Origin of the sequence: Pseudomonas sp. Sample_14 (assembly GCF_004307515.1) — a bacterium.
Classification (GTDB): Bacteria; Pseudomonadota; Gammaproteobacteria; order Pseudomonadales; family Pseudomonadaceae; genus Aquipseudomonas; species Aquipseudomonas atacamensis.
Genome location: NZ_RCOC01000102.1, coordinates 62,033 through 84,448 on the forward strand (window position 1 = coordinate 62,033; position 22,416 = coordinate 84,448).

General features: G+C 59.9%; 27 protein-coding genes. 14 read left to right on the top strand and 13 right to left on the bottom strand.

Annotated features, from left to right (window positions below):
• The first annotated feature begins 26 nt into the window (after positions 1 to 26).
• From D8U61_RS28180 to pbpG, 3 genes are all read left to right on the top strand, one after another.
• Positions 27 to 371, top strand: a complete 345-nt coding sequence (locus D8U61_RS28180) for a hypothetical protein (protein WP_236169590.1) — start codon at positions 27 to 29, stop codon at positions 369 to 371.
• Entirely contained in the window at positions 272 to 1,405 is a 1,134-nt protein-coding gene (locus tag D8U61_RS26295) for a tyrosine-type recombinase/integrase (RefSeq protein WP_241663660.1), read from the top strand. Before D8U61_RS28180 ends, D8U61_RS26295 begins: the two co-directional genes overlap by 100 nt.
• Before the next feature lie 132 nt (positions 1,406 to 1,537).
• On the top strand, positions 1,538 to 2,476 hold the full coding sequence (gene pbpG / locus D8U61_RS26300) for a D-alanyl-D-alanine endopeptidase (RefSeq protein WP_073471341.1): 939 nt from the start codon (positions 1,538 to 1,540) through the stop codon (positions 2,474 to 2,476).
• 54 nt (positions 2,477 to 2,530) lie between these two features.
• On the opposite strand, the gene D8U61_RS26305 is transcribed toward pbpG, so the two are convergent.
• The 3 genes from D8U61_RS26305 to D8U61_RS26315 all read right to left on the bottom strand — a co-directional run bounded on the left by D8U61_RS26305 (position 2,531) and on the right by D8U61_RS26315 (position 3,718).
• On the bottom strand, positions 2,531 to 2,737 hold the full coding sequence (locus D8U61_RS26305; protein ID WP_071172948.1) for a hypothetical protein: 207 nt from the start codon (positions 2,735 to 2,737) through the stop codon (positions 2,531 to 2,533).
• 12 nt (positions 2,738 to 2,749) lie between these two features.
• Positions 2,750 to 2,956, bottom strand: coding sequence for a DUF6021 family protein (locus tag D8U61_RS26310; RefSeq protein WP_024013462.1), 207 nt, complete (start codon positions 2,954 to 2,956; stop codon positions 2,750 to 2,752).
• A gap of 90 nt (positions 2,957 to 3,046) precedes the next feature.
• The gene (locus D8U61_RS26315; RefSeq protein WP_125927605.1) at positions 3,047 to 3,718 is read right to left on the bottom strand and encodes a peptidase C39 family protein; all 672 of its coding nucleotides are present in this window, start codon (positions 3,716 to 3,718) and stop codon (positions 3,047 to 3,049) included.
• Positions 3,719 to 3,953: 235 nt separating this feature from the next.
• Between D8U61_RS26315 and D8U61_RS27865 the strand changes: the two genes are divergently transcribed.
• Positions 3,954 to 4,121: a hypothetical protein gene (locus D8U61_RS27865; protein WP_016775342.1), complete on the top strand. Its 168-nt coding sequence runs from the start codon at positions 3,954 to 3,956 to the stop codon at positions 4,119 to 4,121.
• A gap of 126 nt (positions 4,122 to 4,247) precedes the next feature.
• Here D8U61_RS27865 and D8U61_RS26320 read toward each other — a convergent pair whose 3' ends face one another.
• Positions 4,248 to 4,997 carry a TerC family protein gene (locus tag D8U61_RS26320; protein ID WP_016775343.1) on the bottom strand — a complete coding sequence of 250 codons (750 nt, stop codon included), beginning with the start codon at positions 4,995 to 4,997 and terminating at the stop codon, positions 4,248 to 4,250.
• Positions 4,998 to 5,026: 29 nt separating this feature from the next.
• On the bottom strand, positions 5,027 to 5,269 hold the full coding sequence (locus D8U61_RS26325; RefSeq protein WP_125927604.1) for a hypothetical protein: 243 nt from the start codon (positions 5,267 to 5,269) through the stop codon (positions 5,027 to 5,029).
• Positions 5,270 to 5,402: 133 nt separating this feature from the next.
• Here D8U61_RS26325 and nhaR point away from each other — a divergent pair, with 133 nt between their 5' ends.
• Positions 5,403 to 6,302 carry a transcriptional activator NhaR gene (gene nhaR / locus D8U61_RS26330; protein ID WP_016775345.1) on the top strand — a complete coding sequence of 300 codons (900 nt, stop codon included), beginning with the start codon at positions 5,403 to 5,405 and terminating at the stop codon, positions 6,300 to 6,302.
• Here nhaR and D8U61_RS26335 read toward each other — a convergent pair.
• Positions 6,297 to 7,454, bottom strand: a complete 1,158-nt coding sequence (locus tag D8U61_RS26335) for an MFS transporter (RefSeq protein ID WP_024013467.1) — start codon at positions 7,452 to 7,454, stop codon at positions 6,297 to 6,299. The two genes, nhaR and D8U61_RS26335, sit on opposite strands and share 6 nt — an antisense overlap.
• Before the next feature lie 306 nt (positions 7,455 to 7,760).
• Between D8U61_RS26335 and sstT the strand changes: the two genes are divergently transcribed.
• Positions 7,761 to 8,993: a serine/threonine transporter SstT gene (sstT, locus tag D8U61_RS26340; RefSeq protein WP_125927603.1), complete on the top strand. Its 1,233-nt coding sequence runs from the start codon at positions 7,761 to 7,763 to the stop codon at positions 8,991 to 8,993.
• Positions 8,994 to 9,151: 158 nt separating this feature from the next.
• Here the strand turns inward: sstT and D8U61_RS26350 are convergent, their stop codons facing one another.
• A complete protein-coding gene (locus tag D8U61_RS26350; RefSeq protein WP_125918103.1) occupies positions 9,152 to 9,661 on the bottom strand; it encodes a DUF1993 domain-containing protein in 510 nt (169 codons plus the stop codon).
• A gap of 125 nt (positions 9,662 to 9,786) precedes the next feature.
• Here D8U61_RS26350 and D8U61_RS26355 point away from each other — a divergent pair, with 125 nt between their 5' ends.
• Positions 9,787 to 10,431: a DUF480 domain-containing protein gene (locus D8U61_RS26355; RefSeq protein WP_130927961.1), complete on the top strand. Its 645-nt coding sequence runs from the start codon at positions 9,787 to 9,789 to the stop codon at positions 10,429 to 10,431.
• A gap of 132 nt (positions 10,432 to 10,563) precedes the next feature.
• Here D8U61_RS26355 and D8U61_RS26360 read toward each other — a convergent pair whose 3' ends face one another.
• Positions 10,564 to 11,082 carry a cupin domain-containing protein gene (locus D8U61_RS26360; protein WP_130927962.1) on the bottom strand — a complete coding sequence of 173 codons (519 nt, stop codon included), beginning with the start codon at positions 11,080 to 11,082 and terminating at the stop codon, positions 10,564 to 10,566.
• A gap of 186 nt (positions 11,083 to 11,268) precedes the next feature.
• Positions 11,269 to 12,087 (bottom strand): shikimate 5-dehydrogenase, encoded by an 819-nt coding sequence (locus tag D8U61_RS26365; RefSeq protein WP_130927963.1) that lies wholly within the window; start codon positions 12,085 to 12,087, stop codon positions 11,269 to 11,271.
• Between the two features lie 243 nt (positions 12,088 to 12,330).
• On the opposite strand from D8U61_RS26365, the gene D8U61_RS26370 reads away from it, so the two are divergent.
• From D8U61_RS26370 to D8U61_RS26380, 3 genes are all read left to right on the top strand, one after another.
• Positions 12,331 to 12,711: a hypothetical protein gene (locus D8U61_RS26370; protein WP_024013471.1), complete on the top strand. Its 381-nt coding sequence runs from the start codon at positions 12,331 to 12,333 to the stop codon at positions 12,709 to 12,711.
• A gap of 229 nt (positions 12,712 to 12,940) precedes the next feature.
• Positions 12,941 to 13,135, top strand: coding sequence for a hypothetical protein (locus D8U61_RS26375; protein ID WP_016770691.1), 195 nt, complete (start codon positions 12,941 to 12,943; stop codon positions 13,133 to 13,135).
• 103 nt (positions 13,136 to 13,238) lie between these two features.
• The gene (locus D8U61_RS26380; RefSeq protein WP_016770690.1) at positions 13,239 to 13,421 is read left to right on the top strand and encodes a hypothetical protein; all 183 of its coding nucleotides are present in this window, start codon (positions 13,239 to 13,241) and stop codon (positions 13,419 to 13,421) included.
• Here D8U61_RS26380 and D8U61_RS26385 read toward each other — a convergent pair.
• Entirely contained in the window at positions 13,418 to 14,479 is a 1,062-nt protein-coding gene (locus D8U61_RS26385) for an AI-2E family transporter (RefSeq protein ID WP_073471346.1), read from the bottom strand. The genes D8U61_RS26380 and D8U61_RS26385 overlap by 4 nt on opposite strands.
• Before the next feature lie 156 nt (positions 14,480 to 14,635).
• Here D8U61_RS26385 and yegQ point away from each other — a divergent pair, with 156 nt between their 5' ends.
• A complete protein-coding gene (gene yegQ, locus D8U61_RS26390; protein ID WP_130927964.1) occupies positions 14,636 to 15,964 on the top strand; it encodes a tRNA 5-hydroxyuridine modification protein YegQ in 1,329 nt (442 codons plus the stop codon).
• 222 nt (positions 15,965 to 16,186) lie between these two features.
• On the opposite strand, the gene D8U61_RS26395 is transcribed toward yegQ, so the two are convergent.
• Positions 16,187 to 17,053: a LysR substrate-binding domain-containing protein gene (locus D8U61_RS26395; RefSeq protein ID WP_130927965.1), complete on the bottom strand. Its 867-nt coding sequence runs from the start codon at positions 17,051 to 17,053 to the stop codon at positions 16,187 to 16,189.
• Positions 17,054 to 17,154: 101 nt separating this feature from the next.
• On the opposite strand from D8U61_RS26395, the gene D8U61_RS26400 reads away from it, so the two are divergent.
• Positions 17,155 to 18,057, top strand: a complete 903-nt coding sequence (locus D8U61_RS26400; protein WP_130927966.1) for a DMT family transporter — start codon at positions 17,155 to 17,157, stop codon at positions 18,055 to 18,057.
• Between the two features lie 123 nt (positions 18,058 to 18,180).
• Here the strand turns inward: D8U61_RS26400 and D8U61_RS26405 are convergent, their stop codons facing one another.
• Together D8U61_RS26405 and D8U61_RS26410 are read right to left on the bottom strand one after the other, a co-directional pair.
• Entirely contained in the window at positions 18,181 to 18,411 is a 231-nt protein-coding gene (locus tag D8U61_RS26405; protein WP_071172961.1) for a hypothetical protein, read from the bottom strand.
• Positions 18,412 to 18,502: 91 nt separating this feature from the next.
• Complete coding sequence (locus tag D8U61_RS26410) at positions 18,503 to 19,216, bottom strand: FadR/GntR family transcriptional regulator (RefSeq protein ID WP_016775357.1); 714 nt, start codon at positions 19,214 to 19,216, stop codon at positions 18,503 to 18,505.
• A 353-nt stretch (positions 19,217 to 19,569) separates the two neighbouring features.
• Here D8U61_RS26410 and D8U61_RS26415 point away from each other — a divergent pair, with 353 nt between their 5' ends.
• The gene (locus tag D8U61_RS26415; RefSeq protein WP_024013478.1) at positions 19,570 to 20,916 is read left to right on the top strand and encodes an MFS transporter; all 1,347 of its coding nucleotides are present in this window, start codon (positions 19,570 to 19,572) and stop codon (positions 20,914 to 20,916) included.
• A 25-nt stretch (positions 20,917 to 20,941) separates the two neighbouring features.
• Positions 20,942 to 22,285, top strand: coding sequence for a glucarate dehydratase (gene gudD, locus D8U61_RS26420; RefSeq protein WP_024013479.1), 1,344 nt, complete (start codon positions 20,942 to 20,944; stop codon positions 22,283 to 22,285).
• Positions 22,286 to 22,416 lie beyond the last annotated feature (131 nt).

Consider the following 22,416-nt stretch of genomic DNA (forward strand, 5'->3'; position numbering starts at 1 on the left):
CCGCCACGCGCGGCATGGAGCCTGCTATGTCCGAAAACGAAGAAACCGTCGAAACGTTCCCGTTCGACAAGGTGCCCGAAGAGCGAATGGCTGCCCTGATCGGCACCACAAAACGCGCACTCGAAGGCAAGCGAGCGCGAGGAGTCATCCCCGAAGGCGTCTGGAATAAGATAGACGGCCGGGTTTTTTATAGCATCAGGAGATATGAAGCATGGCAAGAAAGCCAGTGGGCCTGCCCCGAGGAGTTGAATTTGCTGGCCAGTCTGTCCGTATCCGGTTCACTTGGAACGGCGAGCGGCGGTGCGAAACCCTTGCCCATTCCCAGACGCCAAAAGGGATCAAGGCGGCCGCCGATCTACGCGATCAAGTAATCAGCTTGGCCAAGCATGGGGTTCTGGACGAGAAGCGTTACGCCGAACTGTTCCCGAACTCCAGCTACTCCGCTGTTGCCAATGGCCTTACGTTCGGCGAATACGCCCAGACTTGGATCGACGGCCTTGAGATCGTTCCCGGCACTCGCCGAAACTACAAGGGCACCATCAACAACTACTGGATGCCGGAACTGGCCACGGTACCAATGACCACGATCACCCCGATGCTGTTGCGCCGGGTGATTGCCGAGACCACATGGGAAAGCAACACCGTAAAGCGCACGGCGATATCGCGAGTGAATGCCTTGTTCAAGGCTGCGGTGCGGGATGAAGTAATCGAAAGGAATCCGGCGACGCCAATCAAGCTCCCTGGCAAAGCCAAGAAAGTGATTGATCCGTTCAGCGTTGAAGAAGCGGACATGATCATCGAATGGATGTATGCCAACTTCACTTCGAGGGCGGCACAGATCTACGCGGCCTATTTCGAGTTCGCGTTTTACTGTGGGATGAGGACGGGAGAGCTCAGGGCTCTTCGTTGGGATGAGATCGACATGGACAAGCGTGTCGCGCATGTCTGCCGGATCGTGGTTGATGGAAAAGTTGAAGAGCGGACAAAGACGAAGTATGCGCGCACTGTGATGCTGAACAGCCGCGCCATGCACGCGCTGCAGCGCGCCAAGCGAATTGCCGACGCCAGACTCAACCAGGTGCGCCGCAAGCGCCAGTCATCGCCCTATGTCTTTCCGCCTTCCGGAAGCTCGGAATATATTCTGGGCGCGACCACGCCGGGTGGCCACTTCGCCAAGGCGCTGGAAGCTCTGAAAATAAAGCCGCGCAGTCAGTACAACTGCCGTCACACTTACGCCACAATGTGCCTTATGGCGGGCATGAACCCCGCGTTCATCGCAGGGCAACTCGGGCACAGCGTCCAGGTGTTACTGTCCACATATGCGCGCTGGCTGAGCTCCACTACCGACTGGTCTGAAGTTGGGAAGCTGGAAAGCCAGATTGGTACAAAATTGGTACAGGCTTAAATTTATTTCATATTTCGCCCTTTGTTTACGGGCGGCTCTAGCTTTCCTAGCACATACTCCTAAAATGCGCCGGTTTTAAGAAATAACCCGTTACAAACTAACGGTATATCCAACCTTTTAGAGTTCGCCCGCGTGAAAATTCGTCTCTCGATTCTGAGCCTGTTGTTTGCTGTTACAGGCACATTCATCACGCCAACGATCAACGCTGCGGAAACCACCGCTGCTCCACGTGACGCTTCGACATTGAAGATCGCGTCCGGCAGCGCCCTGCTCATGGATATGCAGACCAATAAAGTCATCTATTCCAGCAACCCTGACGTGATCGTGCCGATCGCTTCCGTCAGCAAGCTGATGACCGGCCTGGTCGTGGTAGAAGCTCGACAGAACATGGACGAATGGATCGATGTCGACATCAGGAACACTCCGGAAATGAAGGGCGTGTTCTCCCGGGTCAAACTCAAGAGTGAGCTGCCGCGCCGCGAGATGCTGCTGATCGCCTTGATGTCCTCGGAAAACCGCGCTGCCGCCAGCCTCGCCCATCACTATCCGGGCGGCTACGCTGCTTTTATCGCGGCAATGAACGCCAAGGCCAAGGCGCTGGGCATGACCAGCACGCACTTTGTCGAGCCGACCGGCTTGTCGGAGCGCAACGTTTCCACCGCCCGCGACCTGAGCAAACTGCTGGTGGCTGCGCACAAGCAACCGCTTCTGGTGCAACTGACCACCACCAAGGAAAAAACCGTGGCGTTCCGCAAGCCCAACTACACCCTGGGCTTCCGCAATACCGACCACTTGGTCAATAAGGCCGATTGGGACATCAAGATCACCAAGACCGGCTTCACCAACCCGGCCGGCCATTGCCTGGTGCTGGTGACGAAGATGGGCAACCGTCCGGTCGCCCTGGTGATTCTCGATGCGTTTGGCAAATACACGCATTTTGCCGATGCCAGCCGCATCCGCAGCTGGGTGGAAACCGGGCGCAGCGCCAGTGTTCCTGCGGTGGCACAGCAATACAAAGCCGACAAGAACCTCAAGAGCCGTCAGAGCGGCGTGGTTGAGGCGGCCAAGTAGATCCAGCGCTCATGAAAAAGCCCCGAATCTTCGGGGCTTTTTTTCGTCTGCGCATCAGTCGTTGGGCAGCGGCATCTTGTCGTCATCGGGGATGCCATCGCCCGAGCTCGGCTCTGGCGAAACCTCCGGCGTCAGCACATTGGGCCGGGCCATCGGGTCACGCATCGGGCTGTCCGGATCCAGCACCGGATCAACCTCCGGCTCCGGCGTGGTCGGCACGCTGTCAGGTTTGTGGTCATCGAAGCTTGAATCGGTACTCATACGCACCTCACATCAAGGTTTCAAGTCGGCTAACGGATCATAGGGCTTGGCCGGTTTCTTCGGATCTTCACCGGGCTCGACATCCAGCGGCGCCTTCGCCGGACCGACTGGATCAACTTGCGGATCGTCAAGGTCCGGCGAATCCGGATCGAATCCCAGATCATCACCCGAGGAATGTTCGGACGAGTGCGGGCCTTTCGGGTTTGGGGAATCTGCCATGTTGCCTCCTTGATTCACCCGCGAAGCACGGGCATTAATCTTCAGAGGCTGGCCGGGCGCAGTCGTGCCCGGCAGATGACGAACGGAGGTTTATTGCGCTGCCAGAGCCTTTCGCGCCTGCGCCGCAGCGTTTTCTTCACCGGCCTGGGCCAGTTCATCGGCGGCTTTCAGCCAACGGGAGCGGTCGACGGCTGCCGGGATCTGCGACGGTTTCTGAATCAGGATCGCCCAGCCACCGGCCTTTTCGAGCGCTGCTTGAAAGCTGCCGAAATCCATCAACTGCCGACGGTTCATGCCGGCGCGCAGCAGGACCTTCTGTTTATTGCGATCGTAGCCGGACAGGATCGCGTAACGCGGCTCGGCCCAGAATGCCGAACCTTCACTGAAACGCACCATGACCGGGTAGCCCGCTGCGACCTGGGTCAGCAAGGCCGGCAGCTTGCTGTCGAGCGGATAAACCACCAGACCGTACTCGCGGGCGAGGTTCTGCATGTTCTGCTGCAGCTTGTCCTCAGCGCCCGGCAAGTGCAGCGGTTTTTCCAGAAGTCCCGGGGTGATGACGATGCCTTGTTGCGACAGCAGACTGGCCAGCACCTGTGGCCCACTCTGGTTGGCTTCGCCACGATAGAAGGTGCCACTGAGCTCAACCCGCTCCGGCAAGCGCTTGACTTCCGGGGCCACGTTGCCCGCGCATCCGCTCAGCACCACCGCGCAAACGCCGGCAAGCAACGCTCCGCGCACTCGAGAAAATACCTGCACCATCAATCACTCTCTTCCAGACGCCGGTCATCGTGTTCCGGCAACGCCAGCGATCATAGAGCCGCACCAGCCTGCGGTATAGCCTTAAACCGCAGAGCGGGCGATTGCATAGAGCAAACTGATTGGTCACTAACGACCTTTGGTCAATAGCTTGAAACACCCCATTGACTAGACTGTCACTGAAATAGAGCGAATTGCGAAAAGCGGGCGCCCGATGCAGGGCGAAGAGGAGGCACCAATGAGCCTGACCATGACCATCGTGATGTTGATAGCCGGCTGGCTGGCCGTGGCGACTGCCATGTTGTGGGGCGTGCTGCGGATTTCGCGGCGCCATCATCATCCGGTGCAGACGATGCCGGTTGAGAAGACAGAGAAGCATCCAGTGCGACACGCTGCTGCGCATTGAAGACCAACAAGGTCCTTCCCTCATGAGAGCGCTCAGCAGCAGTGCGCTCTCGATAACTCAGCAAAAGGTGAATAAAAAAACCGCCTGAGCTCAACCAGCCCAGGCGGTTTTTTGTGTTCTCAGCAATTACGCCTGCTGAGCAACCTTCTTCTGCTTCGCCCGGCGCGACAGCATGTTCAACACCTCAATGCCCGCCGAGAACGCCATGGCCGCGTACACATAGCCTTTCGGTACGTGGGCGCCGAAGCCTTCGGCGATCAGCGTCATGCCGATCATGATCAGGAAGCCCAGCGCCAGCATGACCACGGTCGGGTTGTCGTTGATGAACTTGGCCAGCGGATCAGCCGCGAGCAGCATCACCAGCACCGACACCACCACCGCGATGATCATGATCGGCAAGTGTTCGGTCATGCCGACAGCGGTAATGATGCTGTCGATCGAGAACACCATGTCGAGCATCAGGATCTGACCGATAGCCGCGGCAAAACCCAGGGTTACGGTGGAAGTCGCGGTCTTCGGGTCTTCCGGCGACGGGTCCATGCTGTGATGGATCTCGGTCGTGGCTTTCCACACCAGGAACAGGCCACCGGCGATCAGGATCATGTCCTTCCAGGAGAACGCCTGGCCAAGGATTTCGATCACAGGCTCGGTCAACTGCACGATGAACGCGATGGTGCTCAACAACGCCAGACGCAGAATCAGGGCCATGCCGATACCGATACGGCGCGCCTTCTGCCGATGCTGTTCGGGCAGCTTGTTGGTCAGGATCGAAATAAAGATCAGGTTATCGATGCCAAGCACGATTTCCATTACCACCAGTGTGGCCAAAGCAACCCAAGCGGTGGGGCTGGCGGCGAGTTCTAACAGATATTCCATGGGTCAGTCCTGACTCTGTGTAAGACGGTTTAGATGGTCTTGGAGGAAGATTCGGATTCTTCCGCTTGTTTTTCCGGTGTTTCTTTTTTATCGATCAAACCACCGGTGGCATCACTGAGCGCTTGCTCAGCGGCTTTATGGGTGTCGTCAATCGCTTGCTTGGCAGTTTCAGCCGCCGCGCCCATCAGTTGCTGGGCGCTTTTTTCCGCCTGATCACAACCGGCCAGAACCAGTAAAGACGCAAACATCACTGCGGGAAATGTGTATTTCATAAGGTTTCCTTCGAATGAACAGACAGGCGCACACACCGGCCGTCGATGGCTGGGCATTCTAGGGAGATGAACACTTCAGGAAAATTCGTATTTTTAGCGGCTATACTTCGGTTTTCACGAAGTGGCGACCGATATGCTCAATTACCGACAACTGCATTACTTCTGGGTTGTAGCCAAAACCGGCAGCATCGTCCGCGCCTGCGAGCAGCTGAACCTGACGCCACAGACCATCAGCGGACAGATCTCACTGCTTGAACAAACCTATGGCGTGGAACTGTTTCGCCGAGTTGGCCGCCAGTTGGAACTCACCGAAGCCGGGCGCCAGGCCCTGCCCTACGCCGAGCAGATGTTTCAGTTGGGCGGCGAGCTGGAGCTGATGCTGCGTGCCCAACCCAACGAGCAGCAGATCCTCTTTCGCGTCGGGGTGGCCGACGTGGTGCCCAAATCGATTGTTTATCGCCTGATCGCGCCGACCATGGAATTGAGCGAGCCGCTGCGCATCACCTGCCGCGAGGACAAACTCGAACGCCTGCTCGCCGATCTGGCCATTCAGCGTCTGGATCTGGTGATTTCCGACAGCCCGATGCCCTCGCATCTGGACATCAAAGGCTACAGCCAGAAGCTCGGTGAGTGCGGAATCAGTTTCTTCGCCACCGCCGAACTCGCCGCGCAGTATGGCCAGGATTTCCCGCGCAGCCTGCACGGCGCGCCGCTGTTGATTCCCGGCGCGGAAACCGTGGTGCGCAGCCGTTTGCAGCGCTGGTTCGCCGAACAGCAGATCCAGCCGCAGATTGTCGGCGAATTCGATGACAGTGCTTTGATGCAGGCCTTCGGCCAATCCGGCAGCGGGATCTTTATCGGTCCGAGCGTGATTGCCGAGGAAGTGAAGCGCCAGTACGGCGTCGAGTTGATCGGCCAGACCGACGCGGTGAGCGAGTCGTTCTATGCCATTTCGGTGGAACGCAAGGTCAAGCACCCTGGCATCGTAGCGATTACCGAGGGTGCCCGACGCGAGCTGTTTACCGGGTTATGAAGCGCAGACTTCACGCGGCTTCAGCGTCATCAGCACCATGGCGAGGAACACCGACAGCAAAATGAAGCCGGCAGCGGCAAAGCCCAAGAAGCCCAGCCCGGCACTGTCGATCACCCGGCCGCCGACCATCGCGCCCAGACCAATGCCGAGATTGGCCCCGGCGATGTTCAGCGACGCGGCGAAGGCCGGCGCTTCCGGTGCGGCTTTCATCAGGCGCACATGGCTGACCAGGAACAGCGCCGCCTGAGTCACGCCCCAGATGCCCATCGCCACCGCCAGACCCACTGGCGAATGAATGTTCGGCACCAGCGAAACCATGCCGGCGATCATGAACGCACAGAACAACACCGACGCCCCCAGCGGATGCCGATCCACCGCTCGCCCACCGAGCGAGTTGCCGATCAGCCCGACTGCGCCAAACGCCATCAGGCACCAACCGACCACGGTGCCGTTGAAACCGGCAAGTCGTTCGAGGATGTCAGCAAGGTAGGTGTAAGCGGTGAACATGCCGCTGAACACCAGAATCGACAACAAGATATGGCCGAGCATCAGCGGGCTGCGCAGGATCTTGAACTGCGAACGGAAGCTGACCTGATGCTGGTGCAGACTGGTTTTCGGCAGGTAGACAAACAGCAGCAAGGCTTTGGCAAACGCGATCAACGCCAGAATGCCGAATGCGCTGCGCCAGCCGAACGCGTCGGAAATCAGCGTGCCGACCGGAATGCCGAACACCGTGGCGCAGACGATACCGAAGCCGATCTTGGCGATGGCGCGGCCGGCGAAATCCGGGCCGACGATGTCGACGGCGGTTTCACTGGCCAATGCCCAGAATACTGGCAAACCCAACGCCGGAATCAACCGTGCGATGGCCATCACCCAGATATTCGGCGCCAACGCTGCAACGGTATTGGCCAGACCGAACATGATCAGAATGCTGATGAACAGTTTGCGCCGTTCAAAACGGGCGAAATAAGCGGTCAGGAACGGGCCGAACAGCGCCACGGTAAAGGCGAACAAGGTCACCAGCAGCCCCGCTTGCGGGATGCTGACTTCGAGGTCTCGGGCAATCGCCGGCAACAGGCCGACAATGACGAATTCCGTGGTCAGCACCGTGAACCCGGCGGCGGACAACAGAAGAATAGGCAACAGCATGCGCGACTCCAGCAAAACGACGACACCAGCGTTGACCCGGAGGCCCGCTGGCAGAACTTGAAAATGAGGATGGCGAAGCTTAACAGACTGCGTCCGCACTGAGTTGCCCAAAACTGCCGATCTGCCGGGCCGATCCGATGGCAGATCGTCACAGGCCTGAAGGTTCACGCCTACGCTGTGATAAAGTCCGCGCCCTGAAAATCGTACAGCTGTTCAACGTGCCGTTTGGCGGCGTTGATGTCACTTCGACAGGCGTTTCGTGACTGCCCACGACGCTTCGCACCCTATAAAAACAGAGATGCCGCTATGACCGCTTCATCCCCTTCGTTACTGCAACGCCTGAAACGCCTGAGTCTGGTGACCCAGATCGTCATTGGTCTGATCGCCGGTATTGCCCTGGCCCTGATTGCACCGGAGCTGGCGAGGTCCACCGCGTTCATCGGCAAGGTGTTTGTCTCGGCGTTGAAAGCCGTGGCGCCGATTCTGGTGTTCGTGCTGGTGATGGCCTCGATCGCCAACCACAAGCACGGTCAGGAAACCCACATCCGCCCGATCCTGTTCCTCTACCTGCTGGGTACATTCAGCGCTGCGGTGGTGGCCGTGGTCGCCAGCATGGCGTTCCCGTCGAATCTGGTGTTATCGACCGAGAACGTTGCCGTGACTGCGCCCGGCGGCATCGGCGAAGTGCTGCAAAGCCTGTTGCTGAGCGTCGTCGACAACCCGGTCAGCGCACTGATGAATGCCAACTTCATCGGCATTCTGGCCTGGGCGATCGGCATGGGCATTGCCATCCGCCACGCTGGCGACACCACTCGCGAGGTACTGGGTGACTTGTCCAATGGCGTCACCGTGATCGTCCGCGTGGTCATTCGCTTCGCGCCGCTGGGCATTTTCGGCCTGGTCGCGTCGACACTGGCCACCTCCGGTTTCGGCGCGCTGCTCGGATACGCGCACCTGCTGGCGGTGCTGCTGGGCTGCATGCTGTTCGTCGCGCTGGTGATGAACCCGCTGATCGTGTTCTGGAAGCTGCGCCGCAATCCGTACCCGTTGACCCTGATGTGCCTGCGCGAAAGCGGCATCACCGCGTTCTTCACCCGCAGCTCGGCGGCAAACATTCCGGTCAACCTGGAATTGAGCAAGCGCCTGGGCCTGCACGAAGACACCTACTCGGTATCGATCCCGCTCGGCGCGACCATCAACATGGCCGGTGCGGCGATCACCATTACCGTGCTGACCCTGGCGGCGGTGCACACCTTGGGCATCGCTGTGGACATTCCGACCGCAATCCTGCTCAGCGTCGTCGCAGCCATTTGCGCCTGTGGTGCTTCGGGTGTGGCCGGTGGGTCGCTGCTGCTGATTCCGCTGGCGTGCAGCCTGTTCGGCATCCCGAGCGAGATCGCCATGCAGGTCGTGGCGGTGGGCTTCATTATTGGCGTGCTGCAGGATTCGGCGGAGACCGCGCTGAACTCGTCGACTGACGTGCTGTTTACAGCGGCGGCTTGCCTGGGCGAAGAAGAGAAGGCTCAGCGTACGGCGTAACCGCCTTACCTTGTGGGAGCGAGCCTGCTCGCGAAAGGGGCGAGACATTCAGCATAAATAGCGCCTGATACGCCGCATTCGCGAGCAGGCTCGCTCCCACAGAAAAACAAAAGCCCGCCAAGGCGCGAACCTTGGCGGGCTTTTTCGTATCGGGGTGTTTAGAACGCGCCCATGTAATCGCGCTTGCCCACTTCAACGCCGTTATGACGCAGCAACGCATAGGTGGTGGTGACGTGGAAGAAGAACTGCGGCAAGCCGTAAGTCAGCAGATACGCCTGACCACTGAAGCGCTTCTCTTTCGGCGTGCCCGGACGGGTGACGATTTCGATGCCTTCCTTGCCATCGATCTGCTCTGGCTTGATCTCGCCGATGAAGGCCAGGACCTTGGTGATCAGCGTTTGCAGTTCGGCGAAGGTGGTTTCAGTGTCGTCGTACTTCGGCAGTTCGACTTCAGCCAGACGCGCCGACACGCCTTTGGCGAAATCCACGGCGATCTGCACCTGACGCACCAGCGGGAACATGTCCGGGTACAGACGCGCTTGCAGGAAGACGCTCTGGTCGATGTTTTTCGCGCTGGCGTGGGCTTCGGCCTTTTTCAGCACATCGCTCAGGGCGTTGAGCATTTGTTGAAAAACCGGGACGGATGCGGCGTACAGTGAAATGGTCATGGCAATCTCATGTGATGGCTGGGTAATACGTGGTGGCGATTATAGCCATGCTTGATGAGCACACGGCTTGCCTTTTGTTTGGCAAGGATTAGGCTAGGCGGCTTCGACTGCAGAGGGAACGCGCGATGAGCAACGAACAAGAATCCACCTCCGACCAGCCACGGCTCAATGCCACGGAAATCCGCATTCTCGGTGCGCTGATCGAAAAACAGGCCACCAGCCCGGAAACCTATCCGCTGACCCTCAACGCGCTGGTGCTGGCCTGCAATCAGAAAACCAGCCGCGAACCGGTAATGAACCTCAATCAAGGCCAGGTCGGCCAGAGCTTGCGGGCGCTGGAGGGGCGTGGTTTTACCCGGCTGGTGATGGGCAGCCGTGCCGACCGCTGGGAGCACAAGGTCGACAAGGCGCTGGAACTGGTGCCGGCACAGGTGATTCTGACGGGTCTGATGTTTCTGCGCGGTCCGCAGACCGTCAACGAACTGCTGACCCGCAGCGGGCGCATGCACGAATTCGAAGACGCCGAGCAGGTCGTGCATCAGCTTGAACGCCTGATTGCACGCGGACTGGCGGTATTGATTCCGCGTCAGGCCGGGCAGCGTGAGGATCGCTACACCCATGCCTTGGGCGATCCGGCAGATATCGAAGCGATCCTGGCGGCGCGGCAGAATCCTGGGGAGCGCTCGAGCGGTGGCGTTTCAATGGAGCGTATCGAAGAACTCGAGGCCCGCATCGCGGCGCTGGAAGAACGCCTGGCCCGCCTCGAATAACCACCGCAAAGCCAGAGTGGGAGCGAGCCTGCTCGCGAAAGCGTAGCGTCAGTCACCACGATCTCGGATGACCCGCCGCCTTCGCGAGCAGGCTCGCTCCCACAGGGTCTGCGCGATATTCAGCTGCCCGCTCTATTCCCCATCCCAATAATCCACCCCATCCACCTGCCGCGCGACAGCGACAAAACCCGAGGCATTGCCCTCGGCATCCACCGTGAAATTATCCATCACCGCATACTTGCTCGAGTCCGGATACTCGCAGATCTCCGGCTGCTGCTGAGTGCTGATCGCCAGATAACGCAGTTCGCCCGCGCTGGTATTGATGATCTGATGTGCCTTCTCCGGTCCGCCGGGTGGGCAGGCGATCACATCACCGGCGCGGATCGGAAAACGCTCGCCTCCCAACCGCACCTCGCCCTCCCCGGCCACCACGTAGAACATTTCCTCGTTGACCCGATGGCTGTGGAATGGACTGCCGCGCATGCCCGCTGGCAGCGCATACAGGCGATAACCGAGTTTCTGCGCACCCAGTTGCTGACCGATCCGCGCGATACGCTGCTGATAACGCCCGGCAGTGTCGCCTTCAGGGGCCAGGGCTTCGGGAAGGGCTTCGAGTTCGACCTCGTTCAGGTTGAGGATGGGCGGATGCATGGGCGGCCTCGGTTAAGGTTTTTGTGGTGGCACGTCTGTGCGTGCTGGCGAGGATTATAGATAGTGATCCAGAACCGCAGCGCCGCCTTCGCGAGCAGGCTCGCTCCCACATTCAATCGCATTCCAGCTCAACCTGTGGGAGCGAGCCTGCTCGCGAAGAGGCCAGCCCAGCCACTAAAAGATCAATCAGCTGCGCGCAAAATCCACCGCCGCCGCAAACTGCGCCTCATTCGGCCGCACCCCGGTGTACAGGACAAATTGCTCCAGCGCCTGAATCGCAATCACCTCAAGCCCGCTGATCACTCGCTTGCCCTCGGCCCGCGCCCGCACGATCAGGGGCGTTTCCGAAGGGATCGCCACCACGTCGAATACAGTCTCAGCCGCTTTGATCACTTCAGGCTCAAACGCCAGTTGCCCCGCCTCCGGCCCGCCGTCCATGCCTACCGGGGTGACATTGATCAGCATCTGCGGGCGCTCGTCACCCAGCTCGGCCTGCCAGCGATAACCCAGCGAATCCGCCAGGGCGCGGCCGGCGCGTTCGTTACGGGCGACAATCAAACCGTTCTGGTAGCCACCATCGCGCAGGGCGCTGGCCACCGCTTTGGCCATGCCGCCGCTGCCACGCAGGGCGAAGGTCGAATCTTTCGGCACCGCGTGGCTTTCCAGCAATTGCGCGACGGCGATGTAATCGGTGTTGTAGGCCTTGAGGTGGCCGCCAGTGTTGACGATGGTGTTGATCGACTGGATCGCCGCCGCCGACGTGTCCAGCTCATCGACCAGCGCAATGCAGGCTTCCTTGAACGGCATCGACACGCCGCAGCCGCGAATGCCCAGTGCCCGAATGCCGCCGACCGCGCCGGTCAGGTCCTGGCTGCTGAACGCTTTGTAATAGAAATTCAGGCCCAGCTGTTCATACAAATGGTTGTGAAAACGCAGACCGAAATTCCCCGGGCGCCCGGACAGGGAGATGCACAGTTGGGTGTCTTTGTTCGGGTTCATCTGCATGAAACTTCTCCTTCAAACGCACTTTCGGATGGACGGGATTGGCCAGCCCACCGGGTTCTGAATCATCATTGAGGCTTGTTTGTGGCGCCGCGCAGCCGGGTAAAGAAGCCGCTACAGACCTTACACAAAATTTACCCAGCGGCTGTGCTGAATTTCGCAAATTTGCTGTCTTAGCTGTATCCCCGCGACAACTGTGGGCCTGACTCAGGCCGCGGCGCCGGGTCGAAGAACCGAGGACTTATCATGATTCGTAAACTTCCCATCATGGCTTTGTTGATTGGCGCACTTGCCGTCACCGGCCAGGCTGAAGCGGGTGGTGGCCATGGCTGGCAGGGCCCTGCAGTGTTTGGCGCGATCGTCGGCTCGGCCATCATCGGCTCGGCACTGATCAACCAGGATCGGCCGGTGTATGTGCAGCAACAACCGGTTTATGTGCAGCCGCAACCGGTCTACGTGCAGCAACCACCGCCACCGGTGTATTACCAACCGGCACCGGTGTATGTACAACAACCGGTCTACGTGCAGCCGGCCCCCGTCTATTACGGCCCGCCTCGTGGTTATTACGGTCGGCCCCACGGCTACTACGGCGGCCCGCATGGCTACTACGGCGGTCCACGCTGGTAAGCGCAACACAGAGCCCTGCTTTCGAGCAGGGCTTTTTTATGACCGCTGGTCGGCCAACGTCTGAAAAAATCGCGCCAAGGTCGCTGTGAGGACAGTTCGAGCAGCTAAAGTCGGCATGATGGAATCGACCGTCGGGCTTTTTTCATCGAACGGTCACCGCTTTGTCATGACGGAACCGCAATCTGAATCCGTCCGTAAACAACAGATCGATAACAACAAGGACGACTGTATGCCCACACAAAACCCGCACCGCATCGTCGGTCTGTGCACCTCGAGCAAGGTGTACAGCGCACTTACCGAGCTCAAGCATCTGGAAGGCCATCGCTGCGCCAAGCTGCTGTCCCTGCTCGCCGAAAATCTCGTGCACAAGGGCCTGCTCAATGAACGAGAAGTCATGCACATGCTCGATCAAGTGGTGGAATGACGCCAGACCTCACTGGCATCAATGACCACTATCGAAAGCGTTGATTGTCCGTCGTGCCGGCAAATCCCTAAGGTAACCCCATCAGTTTGATGGAGGTTTTCCCATGGCACAGGTTCAAATCATGTCGGTGATCGGCAGCGCAGTTCCCGCTTCGCTGCGTGCATCCGGTTTGCTCGCTTGCTGGTATCTGGTGCGCGATGGCGAGCCAATCAGCGGCCCGCTCACCTCCTTGCCAGCAGCACAGGCCTTGTCGCAACAAGTCGCCAGCAACACGTTTCATGCCTAAGGCAGCTGCACCTTGGGCTTGGTCTCGACGAACAGCGCCCAGCTCGACAGGAACAATGCGGCAATCAGCGGCCCGATCACAAAGCCGTTGAGGCCGAAGACCGCGAGGCCGCCGAGGGTGGAAACCAGAATCAGGTAATCGGGCATTTTCGTATCCTTGCCCACCAGAATCGGGCGCAGCACGTTGTCGACCAGGCCGATCACGAATACTCCGAACAATCCCAGCACCACGCCCTGCCAGATCATCCCGCTGAGCAGGAAGTACACCGCCACCGGCGCCCAGACAATCCCCGCGCCCACCGCTGGCAACAGCGACAGAAACGCCATCAGCACCGCCCAGAGCAACGCGCTGGGAATGTCGAGAAACCAGAAAATCAACCCGCCCAGCGCGCCTTGGGTCACGGCCACCACCACGTTGCCTTTGACCGTCGCGCGCACCACGCGGTTGAACTTCAGTTGCAGGCGGCGCTTGTGGTTTTCTTCCAGCGGCACGGCAGTGCGCATCTTGCGCGCCAGCTCAGGGCCGTCACGCAGAAAGAAAAACAGCAGATACAGCATGATGAAAAAGCTCACCACGAATTCGAATGTGCCCTGGCCGAAGCTGAACGCCTGAGTCGCTAGCACCTGGCTGCCCTGCATCGCCGCTTTGACGATCTTCTCGCGCAAGCTGTCGAGTTCGCCCATGCCAAAGCGGTCGAGCAAGTGCTGAAAGTACGGCGGCAGGCTGTGCTTGAACTGCGCCAGATACGCAGCGATGTCCAGCTCGCCGCTTTCAATGTTCTTGTAGACCGTCGCGCCTTCCTGCACCAGCAGGATGCTGACGATGATCACCGGCAGAATCGCGATCACCAGGCACAGGCTCAAGGTGCACAACGACGTCACGTTGCGTTGCCAGCCAAACTTCTGCTGCAACCTGCGCTGTACCGGCGCAAACAGAATGCCGAGGATGACAGCCCAGAACACCGCGCCGTAAAACGGCAGCAGAATCCAGATAAAGGCCACCGTGACCAGCACCAGCAGCACTGTCAGGGATTTGAATTGCAGACTCTTTTCGTTCATATCCGGTCCATGTCAGTCAGGCGTCACGCACGCCCGCCCCACTTAGTCAGCCGCCGAGCGCGCGAGTGCCATGTTTATTCATGGAGCATAGATCCAGATCAATAAACCCTCGCAACAGCTGCCCTACCCTGCGCGGCTTTTGCGACCGACACCCAAATGCAGACTCTCATCGCCCCCGAGCTTCTCGCCCCCGCCGGCACCCTGAAAAACATGCGTTACGCCTTCGCTTATGGCGCCGATGCGGTCTACGCCGGCCAGCCGCGCTACAGCCTGCGGGTGCGCAACAACGAATTCGACCACGCCAACCTGGCGCTGGGCATCCGTGAGGCGCAGGCGCAGGGCAAGCGCTTTTATGTGGTGGTCAACATCGCCCCGCACAACGCCAAGCTGAAGACTTTCCTCAAGGATCTGGCGCCAGTGATCGAGATGGCCCCGGATGCGCTGATCATGTCCGACCCGGGCCTGATCATGCTGGTGCGCCGGCATTTTGCGCAGATGCCGATTCATCTTTCGGTGCAGGCCAACACGGTGAATTGGGCGAGCGTCGAGTTCTGGCAGCAACAGGGATTGAGCCGGATCATTCTGTCGCGCGAATTGTCGCTGGAAGAGATCGGCGAAATCCGCGAGCAGGTGCCGGGCATGGAGCTGGAAGTGTTCGTGCACGGCGCGCTGTGCATGGCCTATTCCGGGCGCTGCCTGCTTTCCGGTTACATGAACAAGCGCGATGCCAATCAGGGCACCTGCACCAACGCCTGCCGCTGGAAGTACACGGCGCAAGAAGCCACACAAAACCAGCTCGGCGAGATCGTCCAGACCTTTCAACCCGAGCCGACGCTGGGCCTCGGCGCACCGACCGATCAGGTCTTCCTGTTGCAGGAAGCCAATCGTCCCGATGAATTGATGCCGGCATTCGAAGACGAACACGGCACCTACATCATGAACGCCAAGGACCTGCGCGCCGTGCAGCATGTCGAGCGCCTGACGCGCATGGGCGTGCATTCATTGAAGATCGAAGGCCGGACCAAATCGCATTTCTACTGCGCACGCACCACCCAGGTATATCGCCGGGCGATCGATGATGCCGTGGCCGGGCGCGAGTTCGATCGCAGCCTGATGCTGGATCTGGAATCGCTGGCCCAGCGCGGCTACACCGAAGGTTTTCTGCGCCGCCATGTGCACGACGAATATCAGAATTATCAGCACGGCAGTTCGGTGTCGGAGCGGCAGCAGTTCGTTGGCGAGCTGACCGGCGAGCGCCGTGATCGCCTGGCCGAAGTAAAAGTGAAGAATCGTTTTGCCGTGGGCGATCATCTGGAACTGATGACGCCCAAGGGCAATTTCCATTTTGATCTGCATGAATTGCAGAGTGTCAGCGGCCAAGCGATCGAAGTGGCGCCGGGGGACGGGCATACGGTGTACGTGCCGATACCGGATGCGGTGGATTTGCGCTTTGGGTTGTTGATGCGGGATTTGCCGCGGACCTGAATCCCCTCACTCTAGCCCTCTCCCAGAGGGAGAGGGGACTGATCGGGGGATATTTCAGAGGTACGCTGACCTGAACGGGGACCGCTGAATCCGCAAACTACACAGCGCTGGTTGTGCTCGTGAATCCATAATCGGCTCGGACTTTCAGGTCGATGTCTGACGCAAGACACCTCGGTTGGCCCCCTCTCCCTCCGGGAGAGGGCTGGGGTGAGCGCCGCTTTTCTATTGGGCAAACTCCTCACGCAACATCCCTACAAACGCCTCGCGCGCCGGGTGCACACCGGCGTTTTCATGCCAGTAAAACAAATTCTCGATCGCCATCAGTTCAGCAAACTCGTAACCCTCGCAGCCCGCGCCGTTGGCGTACTGCTCGAACACGCCCCTGGGCACCAGCGCCACCCCGGCACCGGCGCTGACGCAGCCGACAATCGCTCCGTAACTGGCCAGACTGACAATCGGCAGCGCCTGCCCTCGGCGCAGCAACCAATGCTCAAGTGCCGCGCGGTATGGGCAACCCGGTGGCCACATGAACAGGGTTTTGTCTTGCAGATCCGCGATGTCACGCACCGGGCCGAATGAAGTCGAGGCGATCAGTAACAATTCCTCTCGATACATCGGCGTGCGTTTGAGCTGAGCACGTTCGACATCTACCGCCACGATCGCACCATCAAGGCGATGGTTGACGGTGTCGTCGAGCAACTGGCTCCAGGTGCCGGTGGTAAGTTCCAGTGCCACTTGCGGGTAGCGCTTGTGGAATTTCGCCAGCAGGCGCGGCAAGCGCCCGGTCGCCGAAGACTCGATGGCGCCGATGCGCAGCGGTCCGGACGGCTCGGCGGCCGGGTCGAGCGCGCGTTTGGCTTCGACGGTCAGCGCCAGAATCTTTTCCGCATAAACCAGAAAGGTCTGCCCCGCCGGGCTGATGCGCAGTCCGCGCCCCTCGCGCAAGAACAGCGCCACGCCCAACTCGGCCTCCAGCGCTTTGATCCGCGCAGTGATGTTCGACGGCACGCAGAACAGCTTTTCAGCGGCCCGGGCAATGCTGCCGACCTCGGCCACAGTCTTGAACATGCGGATTTGCGCCAGCTCCATAATCATCACTCCGAGTGAACAGTCGACGCAGTATAAGTCAGTTGTGACGAACGATCGGGCGCCCGGATACTCGGCGCATTCACTGCCCTGGTGCCTCGATCATGACTTCCACTTCTACCTGCAAAATCATCCTGGCCATGGCGTTTGTCATCGGCTGCTGGTCCTATTCGCCCACCGGCATTCACATCGGCTTGCAAGGGTATGATCCCGGACATCTGGCCTTGCTGCGTTTCCTGCTGGCGTCGCTGTTGATGGCGCTGATCGCAATTTTCAAAGGCATTCGCCTGCCGCAGTGGCGCGATGTGCCGTTACTGTTTGCCTTGGGCTTCTTCGCCGTCAGCCTGCATCACGTCGCCCTGAACATCGGCCAGCAAGGCATCAGTGCCGGGGCTTCCAGCGTGCTGGCGCAGTCGAGCCCGTTATTCAGCACGCTGCTGGCGTGCTTTGTGTTCAAGGACCGCGTCAGCGCCTGGCGTTGGGCCTGTGTGCTGCTTGGATTTGTCGGCGTGGTGATCGTAGTCAGCGGCGACAAGGGCATGGGCGCTATCAATGCCCATGGCTTGTTGATCTTGTTGGCGGCGCTTTCCTGGAGCCTCTATTTCGCCCTGCAAAAGCATCATGCGCGGCGCTACGACGGTTTCAGTCTGGGCTGCTACGCGGTGTGGTCGGGGACGTTGCTGTTGCTGATTTATCTGCCGGGGCTGGCTGACGCCGTGATGCAGGCGCCGCCGCAAGCGCAGTGGGCGGTGCTGATGTTGGGGGTGTTTCCCAGCGCACTGGCGTATCTGGCCTGGGGTTTCGTGCTCAAGCATGTGGACTTGAGCCGGGCGACGATGACCTTGTATCTGATACCGCCGACGGCCATGGGAATTGCGTCGTGGGGATTGGGGGAACGGCCGACGTTGATGGTGCTGATGGGAGCGGTGGTGGTGTTGATCAGTGTGTTGGCATTGAATCTGGAGCGTGGGGTTGGCGTCGTTCGGGCAGTTGAGAGCAAGGCTTGAATCTGCTGTGAAGTCGATGCCGTCCTCGCGAGCAGGCTCGCTCCCACAGTGGATGACACAAACTCCCTGTGGGAGCGAGCCTGCTCGCGAAGAGGCCGGCCCACTCAATGAATAATCCAGACCTCAGCGCATATCATCCGACAACGGTGTCGGCTCATCCGCCGGCGGTACATCCTCGTCATCCGGCGGATCCTTCCAGTCATCCGGGCGGTCGGCATCGCTCAGCGGATCGCGCCCCGGGTCCATGCCCGGCGGTGCATCGTGATCGCTCAGGGTCGGCTCGTCGGTGCCGGATACGGGGCGGGTCTGGTCGGTGGGCGCCATGCCACCGGGAACAAGCGAGTCATCAGCCATGCTGCACCTCACAATACTGGCCCGGATTATCCGGGGCGTATTGTTTGGAAGCGCGGGTGCTGAGGGCGTGCGGTCGATCAGACCAGCGGCATCAGCCTTGGGCGATAAAGCGATCACGACTGTTGGTCAGGTGCAGCCACATCGCAGCGCGGGCGGCATCGGCGTCCTGACGCTTGATCGCATTCAGAATCGCCTCGTGTTCCAGATTGGCCAAGTGCCCGAGCTTGCTCAGATCCGCCGCGCCGCGCTCGGCGGCATTCAGGCGATTGCGCGGGATCATCGCACTGCCCAGGTGCTGCATGATCTCGCTGAAACAAGCGTTGCCGGTGGCCTCGGCGATCAGCAGATGAAAACGCCGATCGGCTTCCACGCAACTGTCGTTGTTGGCCAGCAGCCGTTGATAGTCATCCAGCGCCTGACGCATCTGCTGCACCTGCTGCTCACTGCGCCGCTGCGCCGCCAGCGCCGCCGCTTGCGTTTCCAGGCCCATGCGCAATTCGAGAATGCTGCGCACGCCGAGCGCCGTATCGACGTTCAGGCGCAGGCCCTGCTCCGCTGCACGCTCGATCACGAAGGTACCGATGCCGTGGCGCGTCTCGACCAGCCCCGAGGCCTGCAACTTGGAAATGGCCTCGCGCACCACCGTGCGGCTGACGCCGTGCTCCTGAACGATGGAGTTCTCCGAAGGCAGCTTGTCACCGGGCGACAGTTGTCCGAGCAGGATGCTCTGGGTGAGCTTTTCCACCAGGTCATGAGCGAGGTTGTGCGTGCGTTTGCGCGCGGGCGCGTCGAGGTCTTCTTGCATGATCGGTTCCGGTGATCGGGGCTTGCCGATCGTAGCACTGCGGGATGACGGTTGAGATGGATTTTAGCGGTCGACGGGCCATCAACTTGTATGACAACACTCAATTACATCGAATATTTTCGATAGCCAGCCATCACGCATCACCATTCACATATCAAAAATGCGCTCCACTGTCTGGCTCAACAATCAATAAATACGAGCTAGAATCCGGTTTTCGCATAAAAAACCGAACAATCAGAAGAATTTGATCGCCCTCCCCACTTGTAGGACAAAAAATTACAGTTGTATGATGTCTAGCAACAACGCAGCACCCAGTCCTACCCGCATAAAAATAATCAGTGGGAGAAACATCAGTGAAAACCTCCATCTCCGGGATGCAGGACAGCGTCGACCCGACGCTCGCCTCAGCCATCTCCAAAGTCAAACGCCACGTCCTGCCGCTCTTCGTGATCATGTTCATCGTCAATTACATTGACCGGGTGAACATCGGCTTCGTCCGCACCCACATGGAAACCGATCTGGGCATTGGTGCTGCCGCCTATGGCTTCGGCGCCGGGCTGTTCTTTATTGGTTACGCGCTGTTCGAAGTGCCGTCCAACATGCTTTTGCAGAAAGTCGGCGCACGCATCTGGCTGACCCGCATCATGTTCACCTGGGGCATAGTCGCCGCCTGCATGGCCTTCATCCAGAACGAAACCCACTTCTATATCCTGCGCTTCCTGCTCGGTGTCGCCGAGGCCGGGTTCTTTCCCGGGGTGATTTATTACTTCACCCGTTGGCTGCCAGGCGTCGAGCGTGGCAAGGCGATCGCGATCTTCCTCAGCGGCTCGGCCGTGGCCTCGCTGATCTCCGGTCCGCTGTCCGGTCTGCTCCTGCAGATCAACGGGCTGGGCATGCACGGCTGGCAATGGATGTATTTCATCGAGGGGATGTTCTCGGTGTGCCTGTGCGTGTTTGTCTGGTTCTGGCTGGATGCCAAACCCCACGACGCGAAATGGCTGAGCCGCGCCGAACAGGATGCACTGGTCAGCGCCATCGACGACGAGCAAAAGGCCCGTGAAGCCGCGACGCCGATCCGGCCGTCGCTGGGCAAACTGCTCAAGGACCGGCAGATCATTCTGTTCTGCCTGATCTACTTCTTCATTCAGTTGACCATTTATGCGGCGACTTTCTGGCTGCCGAGCATCATCAAGAAGATGGGCGAACTCAGCGACGTGCAGGTCGGCCTGTTCAACTCGATTCCATGGTTGCTGTCGATCGTCGGCATGTACGCCTTCGCCTCGCTGTCGGCGAAGTGGAAACATCAACAAGCCTGGGTCGCCACTGCCCTGTTGATCGCCGCAGCGGGGATGTTCATGTCCACCACTGGCGGGCCGATCTTTGCCTTCGTCGCGATCTGCTTTGCAGCGCTGGGTTTCAAATCCGCCTCGTCGCTGTTCTGGCCGATTCCCCAGGCTTATCTGGATGCACGCATCGCGGCGGCAGTGATCGCGCTGATCAACTCGGTGGGCAACCTCGGCGGCTTCGTCGCACCGACCACCTTCGGCCTGCTGGAGCAACACACCGGCTCGATTCAGGGCGGCCTCTATGGTCTGGCCGCGACCTCGATCATCGCCGCAATCATCGTCTTCGCCGCGCGCACCACGCCCAAACCCGCTGCTGAAAAGGCCGTGGCCGACGCCGCGCCGAAACACGCCTGACTTCGTCTCGACAAGGAAAACAACAATGACTGTTCATGACACCGCCAAAGCTCCGATCATCACCGACATGCAGGTCATTCCGGTGGCCGGTCACGACGGCATGCTGCTCAACCTGAGCGGCGCCCACGGGCCGTTTTTCACCCGCAACATCGTCATCCTCAAGGACAACGCCGGCCACACCGGCGTCGGCGAAGTGCCCGGTGGCGAGCGCATTCGCCAGACCCTGGAAGACGCGCGCAATCTGGTGGTCGGCAGCCCCATCGGCACGTACCAGAAAATTCTCAATCAGGTGCGCCAGACCTTCGCCGACCGCGATGCCGGCGGCCGTGGTCTGCAGACGTTCGACCTGCGCATCACCATTCACGCGGTCACCGGCCTGGAAGCCGCCCTCCTCGACCTGCTCGGCCAACATCTGGACGTGCCGGTGGCGGCGCTGCTCGGTGAAGGTCAGCAACGCGACGAAGTGAAGATGCTCGGTTATCTGTTCTACGTCGGTGATCAACACGAAACCGATCTGGCCTATCGCAGCGAACCGGACGCCGACAACGACTGGTTCCGTGTGCGCCACGAGAAAGCCATGACCGCCGAAGCGGTCGTGCGTCTGGCGGAGGCGGCGCACGCCAAGTACGGTTTCAAGGACTTCAAACTCAAGGGCGGCGTGCTCAGCGGCGATGCCGAAATCGAAGCGGTCACGGCACTGGCCGAGCGCTTCCCTGAAGCGCGAATCACCCTCGACCCGAACGGCGCCTGGTCGCTGAAAGAGGCGATCCGTCTGTGCCGCGATCAGCACCACGTACTCGCCTACGCCGAAGACCCGTGCGGTGCCGAAAACGGTTACTCCGGGCGCGAAGTCATGGCTGAATTCCGCCGCGCCACCGGCCTGAAAACCGCGACCAACATGATCGCCACCGACTGGCGTGAAATGGGCCACGCGATTCAGTTGCAGTCAGTGGACATCCCGCTGGCCGACCCGCACTTCTGGACCATGCAGGGTTCGGTACGCGTCGCGCAGATGTGCCACGAGTGGGGCCTGACCTGGGGCTCGCATTCCAACAACCACTTCGATATCTCTCTGGCGATGTTTACCCACGTCGCCGCCGCCGCACCCGGCGAGATCACCGCCATCGACACCCACTGGATCTGGCAGGACGGTCAGCGCCTGACCAAGGCACCGCTGCAGATTGTCGATGGTCTCGTGCAGGTGCCGAAAAAACCCGGGCTGGGTGTGGAGTTGGACATGGATCAAGTGGCCAAGGCCCACGAACTGTACAAAGGCATGGGCCTCGGCGCGCGGGATGACAGCGTGGCGATGCAGTTCCTGATTCCGGGGTGGAAATTCGATAACAAGCGGCCGTGTCTGGTGCGGTAATCCAGCAGGCGCCGCTGATTTCAATTGTGGGAGTAGGAGCTGCCGAAGGCTGCGATCTTTTGATTCTGTTTTGAAGATCAAAAGATCGCAGCCTTCGGCAGCTCCTTGTATCTCGACTAACGCTCCGTCAG

Excerpts from the sequence above, each read along its gene's own strand:
- D8U61_RS28180 (WP_236169590.1), top strand. The coding sequence starts at position 27 with ATGTCCGAAAACGAAGAAACCGTCGAAACGTTCCCGTTCGACAAGGTG.
- D8U61_RS26305 (WP_071172948.1), bottom strand. The coding sequence starts at position 2,737 with ATGAGTACCGATTCAAGCTTCGATGACCACAAACCTGACAGCGTGCCG.
- D8U61_RS26310 (WP_024013462.1), bottom strand. The coding sequence starts at position 2,956 with ATGGCAGATTCCCCAAACCCGAAAGGCCCGCACTCGTCCGAACATTCC.
- D8U61_RS26315 (WP_125927605.1), bottom strand. The coding sequence starts at position 3,718 with ATGGTGCAGGTATTTTCTCGAGTGCGCGGAGCGTTGCTTGCCGGCGTT.
- D8U61_RS27865 (WP_016775342.1), top strand. The coding sequence starts at position 3,954 with ATGAGCCTGACCATGACCATCGTGATGTTGATAGCCGGCTGGCTGGCC.
- D8U61_RS26320 (WP_016775343.1), bottom strand. The coding sequence starts at position 4,997 with ATGGAATATCTGTTAGAACTCGCCGCCAGCCCCACCGCTTGGGTTGCT.
- D8U61_RS26325 (WP_125927604.1), bottom strand. The coding sequence starts at position 5,269 with ATGAAATACACATTTCCCGCAGTGATGTTTGCGTCTTTACTGGTTCTG.
- nhaR (WP_016775345.1), top strand. The coding sequence starts at position 5,403 with ATGCTCAATTACCGACAACTGCATTACTTCTGGGTTGTAGCCAAAACC.
- D8U61_RS26335 (WP_024013467.1), bottom strand. The coding sequence starts at position 7,454 with ATGCTGTTGCCTATTCTTCTGTTGTCCGCCGCCGGGTTCACGGTGCTG.
- sstT (WP_125927603.1), top strand. The coding sequence starts at position 7,761 with ATGACCGCTTCATCCCCTTCGTTACTGCAACGCCTGAAACGCCTGAGT.
- D8U61_RS26350 (WP_125918103.1), bottom strand. The coding sequence starts at position 9,661 with ATGACCATTTCACTGTACGCCGCATCCGTCCCGGTTTTTCAACAAATG.
- D8U61_RS26355 (WP_130927961.1), top strand. The coding sequence starts at position 9,787 with ATGAGCAACGAACAAGAATCCACCTCCGACCAGCCACGGCTCAATGCC.
- D8U61_RS26360 (WP_130927962.1), bottom strand. The coding sequence starts at position 11,082 with ATGCATCCGCCCATCCTCAACCTGAACGAGGTCGAACTCGAAGCCCTT.
- D8U61_RS26365 (WP_130927963.1), bottom strand. The coding sequence starts at position 12,087 with ATGCAGATGAACCCGAACAAAGACACCCAACTGTGCATCTCCCTGTCC.
- D8U61_RS26370 (WP_024013471.1), top strand. The coding sequence starts at position 12,331 with ATGATTCGTAAACTTCCCATCATGGCTTTGTTGATTGGCGCACTTGCC.
- D8U61_RS26375 (WP_016770691.1), top strand. The coding sequence starts at position 12,941 with ATGCCCACACAAAACCCGCACCGCATCGTCGGTCTGTGCACCTCGAGC.
- D8U61_RS26380 (WP_016770690.1), top strand. The coding sequence starts at position 13,239 with ATGGCACAGGTTCAAATCATGTCGGTGATCGGCAGCGCAGTTCCCGCT.
- D8U61_RS26385 (WP_073471346.1), bottom strand. The coding sequence starts at position 14,479 with ATGAACGAAAAGAGTCTGCAATTCAAATCCCTGACAGTGCTGCTGGTG.
- yegQ (WP_130927964.1), top strand. The coding sequence starts at position 14,636 with ATGCAGACTCTCATCGCCCCCGAGCTTCTCGCCCCCGCCGGCACCCTG.
- D8U61_RS26395 (WP_130927965.1), bottom strand. The coding sequence starts at position 17,053 with ATGGAGCTGGCGCAAATCCGCATGTTCAAGACTGTGGCCGAGGTCGGC.
- D8U61_RS26400 (WP_130927966.1), top strand. The coding sequence starts at position 17,155 with ATGACTTCCACTTCTACCTGCAAAATCATCCTGGCCATGGCGTTTGTC.
- D8U61_RS26405 (WP_071172961.1), bottom strand. The coding sequence starts at position 18,411 with ATGGCTGATGACTCGCTTGTTCCCGGTGGCATGGCGCCCACCGACCAG.
- D8U61_RS26410 (WP_016775357.1), bottom strand. The coding sequence starts at position 19,216 with ATGCAAGAAGACCTCGACGCGCCCGCGCGCAAACGCACGCACAACCTC.
- gudD (WP_024013479.1), top strand. The coding sequence starts at position 20,942 with ATGACTGTTCATGACACCGCCAAAGCTCCGATCATCACCGACATGCAG.